The 15,686-nt window shown below is 72.8% G+C and carries 14 protein-coding genes; 5 read left to right on the top strand and 9 right to left on the bottom strand.

Going from position 1 to position 15,686, the window contains the following annotated elements; genetic code table 11:
- Nucleotides 1-9 precede the first annotated feature (9 nt).
- From FB558_RS20705 to FB558_RS20690, 4 genes are read right to left on the bottom strand one after another with little or no spacing between them, the layout of a single operon-like run.
- Nucleotides 10-1,932, bottom strand: a complete 1,923-nt coding sequence (locus FB558_RS20705; RefSeq protein WP_211366712.1) for a cellulase family glycosylhydrolase — start codon at nt 1,930-1,932, stop codon at nt 10-12.
- 22 nt (nt 1,933-1,954) lie between these two features.
- The gene (locus tag FB558_RS20700) at nt 1,955-2,803 is read right to left on the bottom strand and encodes a carbohydrate ABC transporter permease (RefSeq protein WP_142055907.1); all 849 of its coding nucleotides are present in this window, start codon (nt 2,801-2,803) and stop codon (nt 1,955-1,957) included.
- Nucleotides 2,800-3,705, bottom strand: a complete 906-nt coding sequence (locus tag FB558_RS20695; RefSeq protein ID WP_170231438.1) for a carbohydrate ABC transporter permease — start codon at nt 3,703-3,705, stop codon at nt 2,800-2,802. Before FB558_RS20695 ends, FB558_RS20700 begins: the two co-directional genes overlap by 4 nt.
- Complete coding sequence (locus FB558_RS20690) at nt 3,702-4,925, bottom strand: ABC transporter substrate-binding protein (RefSeq protein ID WP_170231437.1); 1,224 nt, start codon at nt 4,923-4,925, stop codon at nt 3,702-3,704. Before FB558_RS20690 ends, FB558_RS20695 begins: the two co-directional genes overlap by 4 nt.
- A 237-nt stretch (nt 4,926-5,162) precedes the next feature.
- On the opposite strand from FB558_RS20690, the gene FB558_RS20685 reads away from it, so the two are divergent.
- Nucleotides 5,163-6,080 (top strand): Gfo/Idh/MocA family protein, encoded by a 918-nt coding sequence (locus tag FB558_RS20685; protein ID WP_211366711.1) that lies wholly within the window; start codon nt 5,163-5,165, stop codon nt 6,078-6,080.
- Between the two features lie 20 nt (nt 6,081-6,100).
- On the opposite strand, the gene FB558_RS20680 is transcribed toward FB558_RS20685, so the two are convergent.
- From FB558_RS20680 to FB558_RS20670, 3 genes are all read right to left on the bottom strand, one after another.
- Nucleotides 6,101-7,126 carry a LacI family DNA-binding transcriptional regulator gene (locus FB558_RS20680; RefSeq protein ID WP_170231436.1) on the bottom strand — a complete coding sequence of 342 codons (1,026 nt, stop codon included), beginning with the start codon at nt 7,124-7,126 and terminating at the stop codon, nt 6,101-6,103.
- 252 nt (nt 7,127-7,378) lie between these two features.
- A complete protein-coding gene (locus FB558_RS20675) occupies nt 7,379-8,188 on the bottom strand; it encodes a maleylpyruvate isomerase family mycothiol-dependent enzyme (RefSeq protein WP_142055899.1) in 810 nt (269 codons plus the stop codon).
- A gap of 125 nt (nt 8,189-8,313) precedes the next feature.
- Nucleotides 8,314-9,450, bottom strand: coding sequence for a DUF418 domain-containing protein (locus tag FB558_RS20670; protein WP_246106635.1), 1,137 nt, complete (start codon nt 9,448-9,450; stop codon nt 8,314-8,316).
- 122 nt (nt 9,451-9,572) lie between these two features.
- Here FB558_RS20670 and FB558_RS20665 point away from each other — a divergent pair, with 122 nt between their 5' ends.
- Complete coding sequence (locus FB558_RS20665) at nt 9,573-10,313, top strand: TetR/AcrR family transcriptional regulator (protein ID WP_211366710.1); 741 nt, start codon at nt 9,573-9,575, stop codon at nt 10,311-10,313.
- Nucleotides 10,314-10,368: 55 nt separating this feature from the next.
- Here FB558_RS20665 and FB558_RS20660 read toward each other — a convergent pair whose 3' ends face one another.
- Nucleotides 10,369-10,998 (bottom strand): GNAT family N-acetyltransferase, encoded by a 630-nt coding sequence (locus tag FB558_RS20660; RefSeq protein ID WP_211366709.1) that lies wholly within the window; start codon nt 10,996-10,998, stop codon nt 10,369-10,371.
- 145 nt (nt 10,999-11,143) lie between these two features.
- Here FB558_RS20660 and FB558_RS20655 point away from each other — a divergent pair, with 145 nt between their 5' ends.
- From FB558_RS20655 to FB558_RS20645, 3 genes are read left to right on the top strand one after another with little or no spacing between them, the layout of a single operon-like run.
- The gene (locus tag FB558_RS20655) at nt 11,144-11,731 is read left to right on the top strand and encodes a TetR/AcrR family transcriptional regulator (protein WP_142055895.1); all 588 of its coding nucleotides are present in this window, start codon (nt 11,144-11,146) and stop codon (nt 11,729-11,731) included.
- Nucleotides 11,732-11,744: 13 nt separating this feature from the next.
- Entirely contained in the window at nt 11,745-12,827 is a 1,083-nt protein-coding gene (locus tag FB558_RS20650; protein WP_170231435.1) for a DUF917 domain-containing protein, read from the top strand.
- Nucleotides 12,824-14,200 carry a hydantoinase/oxoprolinase family protein gene (locus FB558_RS20645; protein ID WP_142055891.1) on the top strand — a complete coding sequence of 459 codons (1,377 nt, stop codon included), beginning with the start codon at nt 12,824-12,826 and terminating at the stop codon, nt 14,198-14,200. Before FB558_RS20650 ends, FB558_RS20645 begins: the two co-directional genes overlap by 4 nt.
- On the opposite strand, the gene FB558_RS20640 is transcribed toward FB558_RS20645, so the two are convergent.
- Nucleotides 14,173-15,675 (bottom strand): helix-turn-helix domain-containing protein, encoded by a 1,503-nt coding sequence (locus FB558_RS20640; protein WP_142055889.1) that lies wholly within the window; start codon nt 15,673-15,675, stop codon nt 14,173-14,175. The genes FB558_RS20645 and FB558_RS20640 overlap by 28 nt on opposite strands.
- Nucleotides 15,676-15,686 lie beyond the last annotated feature (11 nt).

Raw genomic sequence — 15,686 nt, 5'->3', positions numbered from 1 at the left:
GAGATCCGCTCAGCGCTGCCCGGTCATACGCAACACCCGCACCCCGAACGCGTCCAGCGCGACGCGCCCCGGGTCCACCTGCTCACCCGACACGACGTCCTGCAGGTCACCGGCGAGCTCCATCTCGACCGTGACGGCTTCGGCGTGCTGGCTCAGCACCCACAGGAAGCGGCGGCCGCCCGGGTGCTCCAGCACCTCAGCGTGCACGAGCGGGTCGTGCACGGTCGCCGTCGTGCGCACGCCGGCCTCGGCGGCCAGTGCACGGTAGATCCGGGCCGTGTCCTCCGGGTTCACCCCCGGGGTCATCGCGGCGAAGTGCTCCACCGGGTACGTCCCGAGCACCATCGCACCCTGCCCGACGCGGCGGCGCAGCAGCGCGGGCCTCCCCTCGGCGTCGGTCAGCAGCACCTCGGCGTCCACCGGGCGGACCGGCAGGTAGGAGCGCGAGTTCTCGGTACCGGCAGCGGTGAACGTCAGCCGCTCGCCCGCGGCGAGGTCGCCGAACGGCTGGGCGACGGTCAGCTCGACCTGCCCGGACACCGGCTCGACCAGCCCGTAGCGCAACTGGTGCTCCACCCCGAAGATCCGGTTCATCTCCGCCCACCACGGCCCGCGCTGCCAGGCGTGCTCGCCCGCGCAGTAGGAGACGTAGACGGTGGCGCCCTCCGCGGCGAGCTCCTCCAGCCGCGTCCAGGTCGGCGCCAGCAGCGCTTTGGTGGACGGCACCAGGTAGAGCCGGTGCTCGCCGTCGATGCCGTCACGTTCGCGGACCAGGTCCAGCGCCACGTCGGCCTCCCACGCGGCGATCCAGGCCTGGCGCAGCGAGCGGAAGACGAACGGCCCGTCCGCCGCGGGCGTGAGCGGGTGGCGCTGCTCCAGGTAGCTCGACACGAGCAGCGCCGCGTCGCTCGGCGGCCGGCGCAACGCGGCGACGTCCACCGCGTCGATGACCCGGGAGAAGTCCCGCAGCTCTCCCAGCGCGGGCTTGGGCCGCCCGTCGGAGTCGGTGAGGCCGAAGTACAGCTCGAAGGCGTGGTGGCGGTACGGGTCCTGGTCGGCGATGTGGCCGTAGTCGGTGTTGTTCCACGCGAGCCACCCGCGCGCGCCCGCCAGCAGCGACGAGTGCAGCACCTGCCGGTAGTAGTGCGCGGCGTTCACGTCCGACACGTACGCCGAGGTCACGCCGAACTCCTCGAGCACGACGGGACGGTCGGCGAAGTCCAGCAGGTGGCAGATGAACGCAGCGGTGAGGAACTGCCGGCTCTGGTCGTCCTCCATGCGGTAGACGTGCGGGCCGAGGAAGTCCACCAGCGGCGCGATGTCGCGGATGTGGAAGCCGTTGTCGGCGCCGGTGACCTCGATCCCCCACGCCCCGTCGCCGAGCGACACCGGCTGCGTGCCCCCGCCCGCGCGCACGGCGGAGACCATGAGCTCCGCCCACGCGGACACGACCTCCCGGTCCTCCGGGCCGCCGCGGGTGTCCGGCCGCCCGTAGATCGGCATCTCGTTGGACACCAGCCAGCCGACGACGGCGTCGTGCCCGCCGACCCGCTCCACCATCTCGCGGATGAACCAGGACTGGCGACCGACGAGCCACACGTCCGTGTAGAGGTCGCGCCCGCCGCGCCAGGCTGGGTCCCAGTTCTCGCCGGACATGTGGCCGACGAGGAACGTGGGGATGGTGCCGAGCCCGCGCTCGGTGTGCTGGTCGAGGAACTGCAGGAACGACTTCACCTTCGCCTCGTCGATCCGGCCGGGCTCGGGCATGAAGTCGGGCCAGTAGAAGAAGCTGCGCGTGGTGTTGAGGCCGTGGGCGGCCAGCGTGTCCAGCTCCTCGGCCACCGTCTCGGCGTCGTAGTCCGCCCACATCCGCGGGCCGCCCGCGCGCGACCAGTAGTTGACCCCGAGCCACGGGGGCGCCGGCAGCATCATGCAACTCCTTCGGTAGCGGGATTCAGCCCTTGACCCCGCCGCTGGCCAGGCCGCGGACGAAGTACTTCTGCAGGACGATGAAGACGATCACCACGGGGACCGTCAGGACCACCGAGGCGGCCATCGTGGATCCCCAGTCGATCCGGAACTCGGATGCGAACTCGGTGAGCGCGACGGGCGCGGTCCGCGCGCTCGCCGACGACGTCAGGACCGACGCGAGCACGAACTCGTGCCACGACTGCAGGAACGCGTACATCCCCGCCGCGGCGATCCCGGGCGCCGCGACGGGCAGCGTCACGTAGGTGACCGCGTCCAGCCGCGAGCCGCCGTCCATCAGGACGGCCTCCTCCAGCTCCACCGGGATCGACGCGATCTGGTTGCGGATCATCCACGTCACCAGCGGCACCGTGATCACCAGGTGGGCGATCGCGAGACCCACGACGGAGTCCTGCAGCCGCATGTCGCCGATGATCTCGTAGAGCGGCAGCAGCAGGACCGTGATCGGCACCATCTGCCCGAGCAGGATGAACAGCGCGATCGGGCGGGCCGAGCGGAACCGGAACCGCGCGAGCGCGTAGCCCGCGCTGGTGCACAGGATCAGCGTCATCAGGGTGGTGAACCCGGCCGCGAGGATCGAGTTCAGGAACGCGCGCGGCATCGAGGAACCCGTGAACACCTCGACGTAGTTCTGCAGGGTCCAGGTGTCGGGGAGGAGCGTCGGCGGGATCGCGAAGACCTCGTCGCGCGGCTTCAGCGACGTGAACACCATGACCGCGATGGGTGCGAGCGTCCAGACCGCCATCACCGCCACGCCGATCCACGTGGCCGTGGCGAGCGCGCCCTTGCTGCGCAGCGCCGTCCCCGAGCTCATGCCGATCCCTCCATGTCCCCGCGCACCGCGCGGACGTAGATCACCGCGAACACCATCGAGACGACGAGCTGGATGACCGCCACCGCGGAGACCATGGCGGCGTCGCCGGTCTGGAACGCCTGGTAGATGAGGATCGGGAGGATCGTCGACGCGCCGGCGGGCCCGCCGCCGGTGGCGACCCAGATGATCGTGAACGAGTTCAGCGCCCACACCACCATCAGCAGCGCGGACAGCCCGGTGGTCGGCCGGATCGCCGGCAGCACGATGTGGCGCAGGACGGACAGGGCGCCCGCGCCGTCCATCCGCGCGGCCTCGAGCCGCTCGTCCGGGATCGAGGTCAGTGCCGCCGAGACCATCAGCATGATGAACGGCGCGGTGAACCAGACCTGCACGACCGCCAGCGCGTAGATCACCACCGTGGGATCGGACAGCCAGCCGATGGGCTCGGACAGCAGCCCGAGCCGGATCAGAACGTGGTTGACCAGCCCGTAGTCGATCGAGAAGTTCCACTTCCAGACCGTGGCCCCGACGACGTTCGGGATGATCCACGGGATCATGAACACCCCGCGCCACACGCCTGCCCAGCGCAGGTGCTTCGAGTTCATCAGCAGGGCGGCGGCGTGCCCGAGCACGAGGGCCCCCACCACCGACACCGCGGTCCACACCAGCGTGGTGCCCAGCACCCGGAGGAAGTCCGGCGACTCGACCAGCCGGACGAACGCCGCGCGGCCGTCGCCGGTGACCGCCCGCTGGAGCACCGAGACGATCGGGATGACCGTCAGCCCTGCCATCACGAGGACGGCGGGCAGCGCGAGGCCGAGGCCGGTGCGGCGCCGCCTCCGCCGGGCGTGCTCGCTCGCCGGCGTGGGCCGCAGGGGCAGCGCGGTGCTCGCCGAGGTCATCGCCCGCCCCCTGCCCCGGCCGGTCCGAGCACCCGGTCGGCCTCGGCCTGGATGGCGCGCGCGCCCTCGTCGGGGGTGCTCTCCCCGAGCGCGACCGACTGGATCGTGCCGGCGACGGACGGGATCATGGACACCCATGCCGGGTCGTTCGGAGTGGGCACGGAGTGCTCCGTCAGCTGCTCGTAGTGGGCCTGGCGGTACTCGTCGTGGAACCGCGGGTCGTCGGCCGCGCTGATCCGCGCGGGGTAGGTCGAGGTCAGCCTGGCCATGTTCGCCGGCCGGGAGAGGAACGCGACGAGGCGCTTCGCGCCCTCGGTGTTGGGGGCCTCGGCGGGGACGACGTAGCCCCAGCCGTCCGCACCCTGCATGCCCGGCCCGGCGGGGCCGGGGGTCACCGCCGTGCCCACGTTCATGCCCGCGTCGAGCTGCAGCTGCACGTCGAACACGCCACCGACGTACATCCCCACCCGACCGTTGATGAACAGCTCACGCACCTCGGTGTTGTCGACCTCCAGCGAGCTGCGCGACGCCCAGCCGTCGGCCACCGATGACGCGACGACCTCCAGGGCCGCCCGCGACGACTCGGTGGTGAGCCGCGGCACGCCGTCCTCGACGGTGGCGCCCGCCGACAGCGCGAAGCCGAGGAAGCGGTTGACCAGGTCGTTGGGGGTGCCGCCCATGGGCCAGGCGACGCCCGCCACGTCACCCGCGGTCACCGCCTTCGCGTCGGCGGCGAAGTCGGCCCAGGTGGTGGGCGGTCCGGTGATGCCCGCCCCGGCGAGGAGATCCTTGTTGTAGATCAGGGCGATGCAGTCCCAGCGGTAGGGCACGGCGTGGACGGCGCCGCCGCTGGAGACCGCGTCGAGCGCGCCGGAGATGAAGTCCTCGCGTGGCATCTGCGGGCCGAAGAGGTCCGACAGGTCGGCGAGCTGGTTTTCGCGCACGTAGGTGCGGGTGCGCGACGCCAGTTCCGTGATGACGTCCGGCGTGTCCCCGGAGTCGAGGGCGACGGACACCTTGTTGGCGATCGTGTCTACCGTGGTCTCGACCATCCGTACGGTCAGGTCGGGGTTCTCGGCCTCGAACTGCGCCACCAGCTCGGTGGCGATCGGCGTGTCCCAGTTGGGCAGCCACCACGTGACCGTCCGCGCCGAGTCGTGGCCCGAGACCACCGCGGAGGCGATCGTGCCCACCACCCCGAGTACCAGGGCGGCGGACACACCGATGAATGCCGCCGTTCTTCCGCGAAGAGCCACGTCGCTCCTTTCGACATCGTCCGCCAGGTCAGAAACCGGTTTCGCACGACCCGCCGTGCGACGCGAGATCGAAAGCAGCTGGTCTAGATCGTTTGCCAGCCGGACATCCGCCTTCTCGCACTGCGCATGTAAACCGGTTTCGCTACGCTAACACGGGAGGCGGGGCGAAGAGAAGCCGCGTGCGACGACGAGGAGATGGTGATGGCGCTGCGTACGGGGATCATCGGCACGGGCGCGTGGGCACGCGAGACGCACGCCCCGGTGCTGACCGCGCACCCGGACGTCGAGTTCGTCGGCGCATGGGGACGCAACCGCGCGGCGGCCGACGCCGTGGTCGCACCCTTCGGCGCGCGTGCCTTCGGCGCCCTCGACGACCTGCTCGACGCCGTGGACGCCGTCGTGCTCGCCATCCCCCCGACCGCCCAGCCCGACCTCGCGGTCCGGGCCGCCCGCGCGGGCTGTCACCTGCTGCTGGAGAAGCCGCTCGCCCTCGACGTCGCCGAGGCGCGGCGGATCCGGGACGAGGCGGCAGCGCACGACGTCGCAGGGCTGGTGTTCCTCACCTCCCGGCACCGCCCGGAACAGCGGGCGTGGATCGCCGCGGCGCGCGAGCGGGGCGGCTGGCACAGCGCGCACGCGAGCTGGCTCGCCGGTCTCTACGCACCGGACGCCCCGCGCGACCCCGCCGACTGGCGGCAGGCCAAGGGCGCGCTCTGGGACGTCGGGCCGCACGCGCTGTCGGTGACCCTCGGCGTGCTGGGCCCCGTGCGCGCGGTCGCCGCCACGCGCGGCCTCGGCGACACCGTGCACCTCGCCCTCCGCCATGCGGACGGTCCGTCCAGCACCGTCACGCTGAGCCTGACCGCGCCCGTGCAGCAGAGCCTGTTCACCGCCGTCGGCGCGGCCGGGGTGCTGCCGATGCCGACACCGCTCTCGACGGTGCGGGTCGCCGCGGCGACCGCGGTCACCGACCTCGCCGCCATGGCGGCGAGCGGCGTGCGGACCCACGACGCGGACCTGACCTTCGGCACGGAGATCGTGGAGGTGCTCGCCGCCGCGGAGGCCGCGCTGGGGCCCGACCCGGTCGCGAGCACCGCGACCCGACCTCAACCCCGGTGACCGCCGGCGGGTCGGCGTCGTCAGCGCGCCGGTCCCGTCGACTCCCGGATCACCAGCTCCGGCTCGGGGAGGGCCACCCCGGGCGCGACGAGCACGCCGAGCAGTTCGAGGAGACGCGCGGCGCACCGCTCGCCGAGCCCCTGGACGTCCTGCCGGATCGTCGTCAACGCGGGCGTGGTCCAGCGGCTGAGGTGGATGTCGTCGTGCCCGATGACCGACAGGTCCTCGGGCACGCGCATGCCGCGGGCCATGGCGGCCCGGCAGCCCGCGATCGCCATCGGGTCGCTGTCGTAGAGGATCGCCGTGGGTGCCTCGCGCTGGCCGAGCAGGTCGCCGGTGGCCCGGTGCCCCTCCTCCGCCGAGAAGTCGGTGCGCGAGATCCCGACGACCGAGAGGCCGTTCTCCGCGACCGCCTCGAGGAACGCCTGGGTGCGGAACTGGACGTGCGAGCGGTCCGGTGGCCCCGCGACGTAGGCGAGCCGCCGGTGCCCCAACCCGGCCAGGTGCGCCACCGCGTCGGCCACCCCGCCACCGGGATGGGCAGCGCCCTCCCACGGGATGTCCGTCCGGGCCCACGGCCGGGACACGATCACGGCCGGCAGGTCCAGCTCGGCGACGATGTCGAACCGTTGGTCCATGATCCTCGACTCCGCGAGGAAGACGCCGTCGATCCGCTGCGTCTGCGCGAGCGACACGTACGCGTCCCGCTCCTGGGCGGGCGTCGAGTGCTCCGCGATCTGCATCAGCAACCAGTAGCCGTGCTCGGCGAGCGTGCGCTCGATCCCCGAGAGCAGCTCGGCGAAGTAGGGATCGGACGACAGGAGGGTCGGCGGCCGGTTGATGACGAACCCGACGGCGCCGGACCCGCCACTGGTGAGGGCGACGGCACGGGCCGAAGGCCGCCACCCGAGGCCGGCGGCGACGCCCAGCACCCGGATGCGGGTCTGCTCCGACACCCCGCCCCGGTTGTTGAAGGCCTTGGACACGGTGGCCTTGGAGACGCCGGCGAGCTCGGCGACCTGCGAGATCGTCGGCCGTCGCGTCACCGGGCTCCCTGCGCCCGTCGTGTTCGTCACTTCGCTCCCCACCCGCTGCTGGAGCCATTATCGCCGCAGGGGGCGGGAACCCGCGGCGGGACCGCGCGAGCAGCGCTCTTCGTCGTTCATTTCAGGCAAGATCGATGCGAGCCGCGCACCACGCTGAACGGGCAGCCGTGTCGTGCTCCTCGGACCGATCACCTCGTCGAGATCGGTGCGACCAGCACACCACGGTCTTCTCGGCCGTCGAGGTTCGTCCGCTCAGTCGGCCTGGTGTGCGGTGTTCGCGACCCAGTGGGTGAGCAGGTCCGGGTCACCTGAAACGCGCAGCCCGTCCTCCAGCCCCGCGGAGATCGGCCGACGCCTGGTCAGCATGAGCAGCAACGCCGTCGCCGACCCGTGGACCGTGACGTCTGCGGTGCCGTGGCGATGCTGCCACGTCGCCCCCTCTGCGCCGCGCTCGACGAACCACTCGCCGGCCTCGCCGAGACCCGGCTCGTCGTCGGCGTGCAGGTGCAACGTCTGCCCGCTGCCGCGCAGCGCCTCGGCGGAGTCGGGCCGCTGGGCCGCCCACCCCGGCGAGGTCATCATCGCCAGGTGGTCGGTGATCGCGTCGGCGGCGAGCTCGGCGTCGAGCTGGTAGGCCACGCCGGCGGTGGCGGCCGCGTCGGCGCGGTGGATGATCGTCTCGCAGAGCGTCCGGCGCAGCCAGAACCGCGTGCCCGACCGACCGTCGCCCGCCGGGTTCCACACCGGCGCGTCGGCACCGGCATCGGCGCAGGCCGCGACCAGCCGCGACGCCCCCTCGGCCAGCCACGATGCCCACGCCTCCGGGTCGGAAGGCAGCTCCGGGACCGACGTGGGCAGCCGCGACGGGTCGGCCACCCGCTCCTCCACGATGGCGGCGACCCACTGCTGCGTCTGACCCACGTGCTCGACGAGCTGGGCCGTGGTCCACTCCGGGCACGTCGGCACCGGCGCATCGGGCGCAGCGCGACGCACGGTCTCGGCGAACTGCGCGGTCTGGTCCAGCAGCGCCTGCCCGTACCGCTCCATCGACAACTCGATCATCGTCCGCAACCTCTCGTCTCGTGATGACGCGTGATCCGTGGGGCAGACCCGCGTCCGGGGAGGAAGTCATCGCCCGAGCAGCGCAGCACGGGTGGCGTCTCCACGAGGTCGTCGGGTGCGGGCGGTCAGGACCGGGCAGGCACGAGGCGCCACCCAGGACGCTCGGCGTTCGTGATCCAGCGCAGGAGCCATTCGGCCGGTCCGTAGCGGAACCGCTGCACCCACCACGCGCTGACGACGAGCTGGACGGCGAAGACGAGCAACGCGAAGAGCGCCGTCGCCGGCGGTGAGAAGGTGCCCGCCATGCCGAACCCGATCCCGGAGAACACCACGAGACCGACCACCGACTGCGCGAGGTAGTTGGTGAGCGCGATGCGGCCGGCCGGCGCGAGCGCCGCCCGGACGGCGGCGGTGCGCCGGTGGTGGAACAGGCGCAGCAGCGTCGCCACGTACGCGGCGGCCAGCACCGGCGCCGTGGCGACGCTGGCCGCGACGGTGAGCGTGTCGCCGTTGCCGCCCAGCAGCGCGTAGCCCAGTCCCCCGGCGAGCCCGACCGGGAACCCGACCCACTGGATCCGCCGCAGGACCGGTTCGTCGCCCCGCACGCGCGCGAGCAGGCGCCTGCGCCCGGCGACCATCCCGAGGAGGAACATCGCGAGAGCTGTGGGTCCCTGCAGGCTGACGGCCTGGACGAGCAGCAGCGGAAGGCCCGCGACGTGCTCGCCGATGATGGCACCCCAGCCGCCGAGCATCGCCGCGGTCGAGCGCTCGGCGTTGGCAAGCGCTTCGGCCTGCCCGGGCAGGACCGCCGCCCTGTCGACGAACAGCCCGCTCGCCAGCAGGCTGAGCAGCACGAACCCGTAGAGCGCCGCGGCCGTCCGCAGGGCCGTCCGGTCGGTGACCCGCCGCATCCAGAACAGGACCAGGCAGACCACGGCGTAGGTGGTGAGGATGTCGCCGCCGTAGAGGAACACCGTGTGCAGCACACCGAGCACGAACAGGCCTGCGGTGCGGCGCAGCATGCGCGGGGCGAAGGCGGCACCCGCGCGGGCGGCCGACTCCATCTGCAGGGTGAAGCTGTAGCCGAACAGGAACGAGAACAGCACGTAGAACTTCATGTCGACGAGCACCGACGACGTCGCGCGGACGATGTCGTCGAACACCGAGGAGAAGGCCGGGTCGTCGACGAGGTTCCCGGGATGGCCGGACGCCATGAAGGTGACGTTGACGATGAAGATCCCCAGCAACGCGAACCCCCTCACGGCATCCACGCTCTGGACCCGAGGTCCGGTCCGGTCGGTCATGACGGCGCCCCCATTAGTGTCTCTCAGATAGTATCTCGCGGACACTAACACGCGGAAACCCTCCGATGGAGACTGTGGGCATGACTGCGGAGACGGTGCCGGCCGAGGTGGCCCGGCTGTGGGGGCTCTCGACGTCGGTCGGCCGGGTCGGACGGCCGCCCGAGCTCGACCTCGAGCAGGTCGTCCGGACGGCGATCGAGCTCGCCGACCGCGACGGGACCGCCGGCGTGACGCTGGCGAAGGTCGCCACCGCGCTCGGCTACACGAAGATGGCCTTGTACCGCCACGTCGGCTCCAAGGACGAGCTGCTCGAGCTGATGGCCGACCGCGCCACCGGCCCCGCGCCGCAGATCACCGCTGCCGGGTGGCGCGCCGGGCTGCGACAGTGGGCGCACGCCCTCCGGTCGGTCTACGCGGCGCACCCCTGGATCACCCAGCTGCCGGTCTCGGGCCCGCCGCGTGGCCCCCACGCCACCAGCTGGCTGGACGCGCTACTGGGCACCCTGCGCGGCAGCCGGCTCGACGGGGGGACGAAGCTGGGGATCTCGGTCGTGCTCAGCGGATACGTGCGCAACTCCAGCGCGCTCGCGGTGCAGCTCGCCGAGGGCAGGTCCCAGACCGGGATGGACCAGCCGCAGGTCGAGCAGGACTACGCCCGGACGATGGCGCGTCTGGTCGACCCCGAACGCTTTCCCGACGCGGCGGCGCTGTTCGCCACCGACCCCTTCGCCTCGGCGGCCGCGGACCCGGATCCCGACTTCACGTTCGGCCTCGAGCTGATCCTCGACGGCGTCGCCACCGCGATCGGCGAGAGGTCGTGACGCCGGTGACGGCCACGAGCGGGGATCAGCCGCCACCCTTCCCACCGGGCTGCGGTCACGTCGTCGTGCAGGCGGCTAGGCCACCGAGGCGCCCGGCCGGGTGGGAGCAGCATTCTTGGTCCAGCGCATGTAGATGCGCTCCTTGAACGTCCACGCCCCTCGCCGGCTTGCGGTCGTACTCGACGAAGCCGAGCTTCGCGTACAGGCGCCGGGCGTTGTCGTTCACGTCCACGACCTCCAGGACGAGTGCCCGGTACCGGGGGTGCTGCATGACGTGCTGGAAAAGGGCCGTGGAGACGCCTCTGCCGCGGGCGTGCTCACTGGTGGCGACCCATTCGACGTAGCCGGTGTCGTCGTCGTAGGGCAACGCTGCGTTGAACTCCCTGGCCAGTACGCGGGCCGCAACGGTTCCCCGCACGAGGCCCATCGCCCGCCGGAAGGAGACCGTGTTCGCCACCAGGGCGCGGCCGGTGTTGTTCGAGCAGGCCAGCACCCCGACGATCGCACCGTCGAGCTCGGCGACGTAGAACATGTCCGCACGGATGTCGTCACGGAAGGCGGTGACGAGTTTGCTGCGATCCTTGGTCACGAAGGACAGCTGCGCGAAGAAGCCGTCGAGGATGACGTCGGCCACCTCGTCCCGGACATCGCGGTCGTACTCGTCCATCCGCCTGACTTCGATCATCGTTGCGACTCCTCCCCTCGTGGGGGCGCAGGCGTCTTCCCGCGCCGGCCCAGCCGGTTCGGAATTCAGTGTACGTACGTACATGCAACCAACGCAAGAAGTGCCGAGACGGACGTACGTCCAAGGACGATGTAGGCTAGGGCTCATGAACCAACGGGAGGCCCTGCTCGAAGGCGCGAAGAAGTGCCTGGTCGACCGGGGGTACAGTCACACGACTGCCCGCGACATCACCGCAGCATCAGGCGCACACCTGGGTTCGATCGGTTATCACTTCGGTTCCAAGGACCGGTTGATGAACCTCGCCGCGCTCGAACTGAGCAGCAACTGGGGCGACACCCTCGAACGTGTGGCCCGTGCCGCCGGTGGCGCGACTCCGACGGAGCGGCTCCAGGCCTTCCTCACCGAGCTGCTCACCTCCATCCCCGCGTCCAAGGACGTCCAGTCGGCCAGTCTGCAGGTGTTGGCCCAATCGCAGTTCGACGAGGAGCTGCGTCGGACACTCGCCGAGAGCCAGGCCACCGGCCGCGCCGAGCTCGCCGCGATCGTGCTCGGGGTTCCCTCGGTCGACACGGACTCGGCCGAGGCACACGGCCTCGGCGCCCTGATCTACGCGCTCGCCACGGGTCTCGTCGCCCAAGCGTTGATCGACCCGGAAACGCTACCGGACCCGAAGGTGCTCGCGGCCGCACTGCGAGCCGTGGATGACGACGAACCCTCCACCTCGTCGTCCTGAGGACACTCCTCGGGTGCCTCGGGAAACGGCCGTCAGCCGCATCGGTCAACGCGACATCGCCGCGTTCGCCCGCGGGTGCGCGGTGCTGGGCTGCGGCGGCGGTGGTGGGGTCGCGCTCGCCGAACGGATGCTGCGGGATGCCGTGGCACGCTCCGGCCCGGTGCGGCTCGTCGACCTCGACGAGCTCCCCGCCGCCGCGTTCGTGATGCCGTGCGGCATGCTCGGCTCCCCGCTGGTGCTCGAGGAGCAGCTGCCCACCGGCGACGAGCCGTTCGAACTGGTGGCGGCCGTGCAGCAGGCGCACGGCCGGCCGGTGGACGCGCTGATGCCCTTCCAGCTGGCCGGTGCGAACGGTGTGTTCCCGCTCGCCTGGGCGGCGAGCCTGGGGTTGCCGCTGGTGGACGCCGACGGCACCGGGCGGCCGATGCCGATCATGGCCACCGCGATGGGTCTGGCCGGGGTGTCCCCGACGCCCGCCTGCGTGGTCGACGGACACGGGCAACGGATCACGATCCGAGCGCGGACCCGGGAGCGGCTCACGACGACGGCGATCGCCACGCTGGCCGGCGTCGGTGGGCTCGCCGCGTTCGCCTTCGACCTGATGGAGGCCGCGACCGCACGTCGAGCGACCATCCATGGTTCGGTGACCCGCGCCCTCGCGATCGGCCGCGCCGCGCTCAGCCGCCGCACGGCGGTCGAGACCGTGCTCACCGGCGGTCGGGTACTCGCCCGCGGCCGCGTCCACCAGGTCGAGCGCTATCGCGCGGACCGGCATCGAGGCGGATCCGTGCTGATCGAAGGGGTGGGCACGGCGCAGCCCCGCTGGCTGCGCCTCGAGTTCCAGAACGAGTTCCTGCTCGCGGTGGACGCCGGTCGGGTCGTCGCCACCGTCCCCGACACGATCGCCGTGCTCGACTCCGCTTCCGGGAGCCCGCTCCTGGTGGACGAGATGCGGGAGGGCCAGGTCGTCATCGCCCTCGCCGGAGCGGGTCCCGAGATCTGGCAGAACCCGCAGAGCGCTGCGGTGGCCGGCCCGGCCGCCTTCGGCCTCGACCTCCCGGAGGGGCTCGCCACGCCACGCGGAGTCGGCCGGTGACGCCCGTTCCGGTGCGGTTGGCCGTCGCGACCGGGGCCCGGCGGATCGAGGCCGCCGCAGTCACCCCCGACGGCACCGTGGTCGCCACCGCCGAGCTCGACCCGACGGGCTCGCCTGCCGCCGACGTCGAGGCGGCCCTGGCCCGGCTGCTCGCCGTCCGCGAGGTCGATCCGGGCGCGACCCTTGCGGTGGTGGCCGCGGGCAGATGGGCCGCGGCCGCCCTGCGTCCGCCCTACGACCTGGTGCCCGTGGCGTCGATCCGGCTGGCAACGCCGGCCCGATCGGCGTTCCCCCCGCTGCACGGCTGGCCGCCGGCCCTGCGCACCGCGGTATCGGCGGGCGAGGCGATCGTGACCGGCGGATGCGGCGTCGACGGCAGCGCCGCGGCACCACTGGACGAGGCGGGACTGCGGGCCGCGTTGACGCGCGCCGATCCGGCGGCGGTCGCGATCACCGCCACGTTCGCCGGCGTCTCGGCCGCGGACGAGCACGCCGCCGAACGGACGGTCGAGGCCACGCTACCCGGCACCCCGGTCGTGCTGAGCCACGAGTTCGGCGCGCTCGGGCTGCTGGAACGGGAGAACTCCGCGGTACTCGACGCGGCGCTGACCGGCGTCGGCCGCCGGCTGGTGGATGCCATCGCCACGGCACTGGAGCGGCTGCGCATCGACGCGCCGGCTTACCTCGTCCGCAACGACGGGACGCTCATCGCAGCCGCGGAGGCGGCCCGGTTTCCCCTGCTGACCTACGCCGGTGGCGACGCGGCGTGGCTCCGGGGTGCGGCGGCGCTGGCAGGCGTCGGCGACGCGCTGGTCTGCCGGGCCGAGCCGGACGGCATCGCGGTCGGCGCGGTCCACAACGCCCGTTCACGGGAGTCGAGCGGGCGCCGACTGATCGCCGGCGTACCGACAAGTGTCGAGCTGCCCGACGTCGCCGCCGTGCGCCACGGCCCGGGTGCATCGCGGCACCGGGCCGAGCCGGCGCGGACGCTCGCCCGGCTCGGAGGGCGGGAGGCGCCACGACCGCTGGTCGTGGTCGGCGGCGCCGCGCGGATGCTGGTGGGCGAACTGCCCGCGGAAAGCGAGGCGCAGTGCCCGAGGCTGGCCGAGTTCGCCGCCGCGGTGGGAGCCGCGCTGGCCCCGGTCAGCGCGACCGTCGAGGTGGTGCTGCCGAGGTACCTGCCGGCGGAGCGGCGGTACGCCGAGCTCGCGGCGCGGGCCACGGATCTGGCCTTGTACAACGGCGCCGACCCGGGCGGGATCGCCGTCGTCGAGTTCGCCGAGGTGCCGCTGCCGTACCTGCCGGAGAGCCCGGTCCGGTGCCGGGCCCGGGCCGAGGGCCCACCTCAGGGACGGTTGCGGGTCGTCTCCTGAAGGAGCCTGGCCCGGCAGGCCAGTTGGAGCATCATCCACTGGTTCGGATCGTCGAGGTCGACGTCGAGCACCGCCAGGATCCGTTTGAGCCGGTAGGCCAGCGAGTTGCGGTGCAGGTGCAGGGCCTCGGCCGCGTGCAGCAGCGACCCGTGGTGGTCCAGGTACGCGGCGAGCGTGCGGACCGCCGTCGCCCGTCGCTCGGGACCGAGCCGTTCCAGCGGGGCGAGCAGGGTCTGGCCGATCTCCCGGCCGACGGTGGACGCCGACCACTCGGCCAGGAAGCGGTTCGTCCCGAGCGAGTCGAACGAGACCACCGGAGCGTCCCGGCCGGACAGCGCGGCCCGGGCCTCGGCGACCGACCGCCGAAGCCCGGCCAGGCCCGGGTGCGAGCTGCCCACGCCCGCCCGGGTCGTCGCCCCGACCTCGGCCACCCGTGACACGATGCCGGTCGCGACCGTGCCGGCCCTCGAGATCGCCCCGAGCCCCGGGTCGTCCGGATCGATCCGGACGACCAGCAGCGTTCCACCGCTGCGGGCACGATGCCACACCCCGCCGGCGTCGCGCGCGACCTCGAGGGCCGCCCGCCGGACCGCGAGCGCCCGGTCGAACCGGGAGCTGTCCGACCCGGCGTGGTCGGGCGCTTCGTCGGTCTCCAGCAACACGGCGGTGTGCCAGCCGTCGATGTCGATCCCGAGCGCCCGGGCTCGGTCGAGCAGCCCGCCCGCCTGCGGCGGTTCGGCCAGGAGCAGTTCGGTCAGCAGCTCGGCCCGCCGCTGGTCGGGGGCTTCCTCGGCCCGCCGGGTGCGCTGCAACCCCTCGGCGACGGCGGCGGAGGCCAGCGCGAGGACCAGCTCGGCCGCGAGCTCGCCGAAGCGGTCGGCCGGGCGGGCGGTGCTCAGCGTGCCCTCGGTCCGCCCCTCCACCCGCACCGGGACGCCCAGCTCGGCCGCCCGCGGCGGGCGGAGCTCGACGGGCTCGCCCAGGCACTCCCCCGCCGCCTCGAGCAACGCCTCGATCGGGGCGTCCTCGGCCCGCAGGGTGTCGAGCCGGGTCAGACCGCGGTGGACGCGGTGGAGCGCAGCGGCGGCACCGTCGTTCAGCCTGCGGTCCACCGCCACCACCAGTTCGGCCGTCGGTACGGCCGGATCGGCGCGCAGCACCGTGACCCGGCCGGCGCCGGCGATCGCCTGGGCGGACGTACCGACCACGGTCTCCTCCCCGGACAGGAGCACCAGGGCGGCCGCCCTGCGGTCCGCGGCCAGCCGCACGGCCAGGTCGAGCCGGTAGCCGGACAGGGCGGCCGACGCCCGAGCGGTGAGCACGACCATGGCCCCTGCACCGACCCGCGCGATCGCGGCGACGTCCTCCGCCACCTGGACCTCGGTCACCGCACGCGCATCCACGCCGTCGGGAGGCAGCCGCGTCACCAGCCGGGCGACGTGCGGATCGGACAGCAGCGCGGCAACGGCGGTCATCGCCCGATGAT

This window comes from Pseudonocardia kunmingensis (genome assembly GCF_006716445.1).
GTDB classification, from domain to species: domain Bacteria; phylum Actinomycetota; class Actinomycetes; order Mycobacteriales; family Pseudonocardiaceae; genus Pseudonocardia; species Pseudonocardia kunmingensis.
This window is presented reverse-complemented; position numbering and strand designations above follow the sequence as displayed.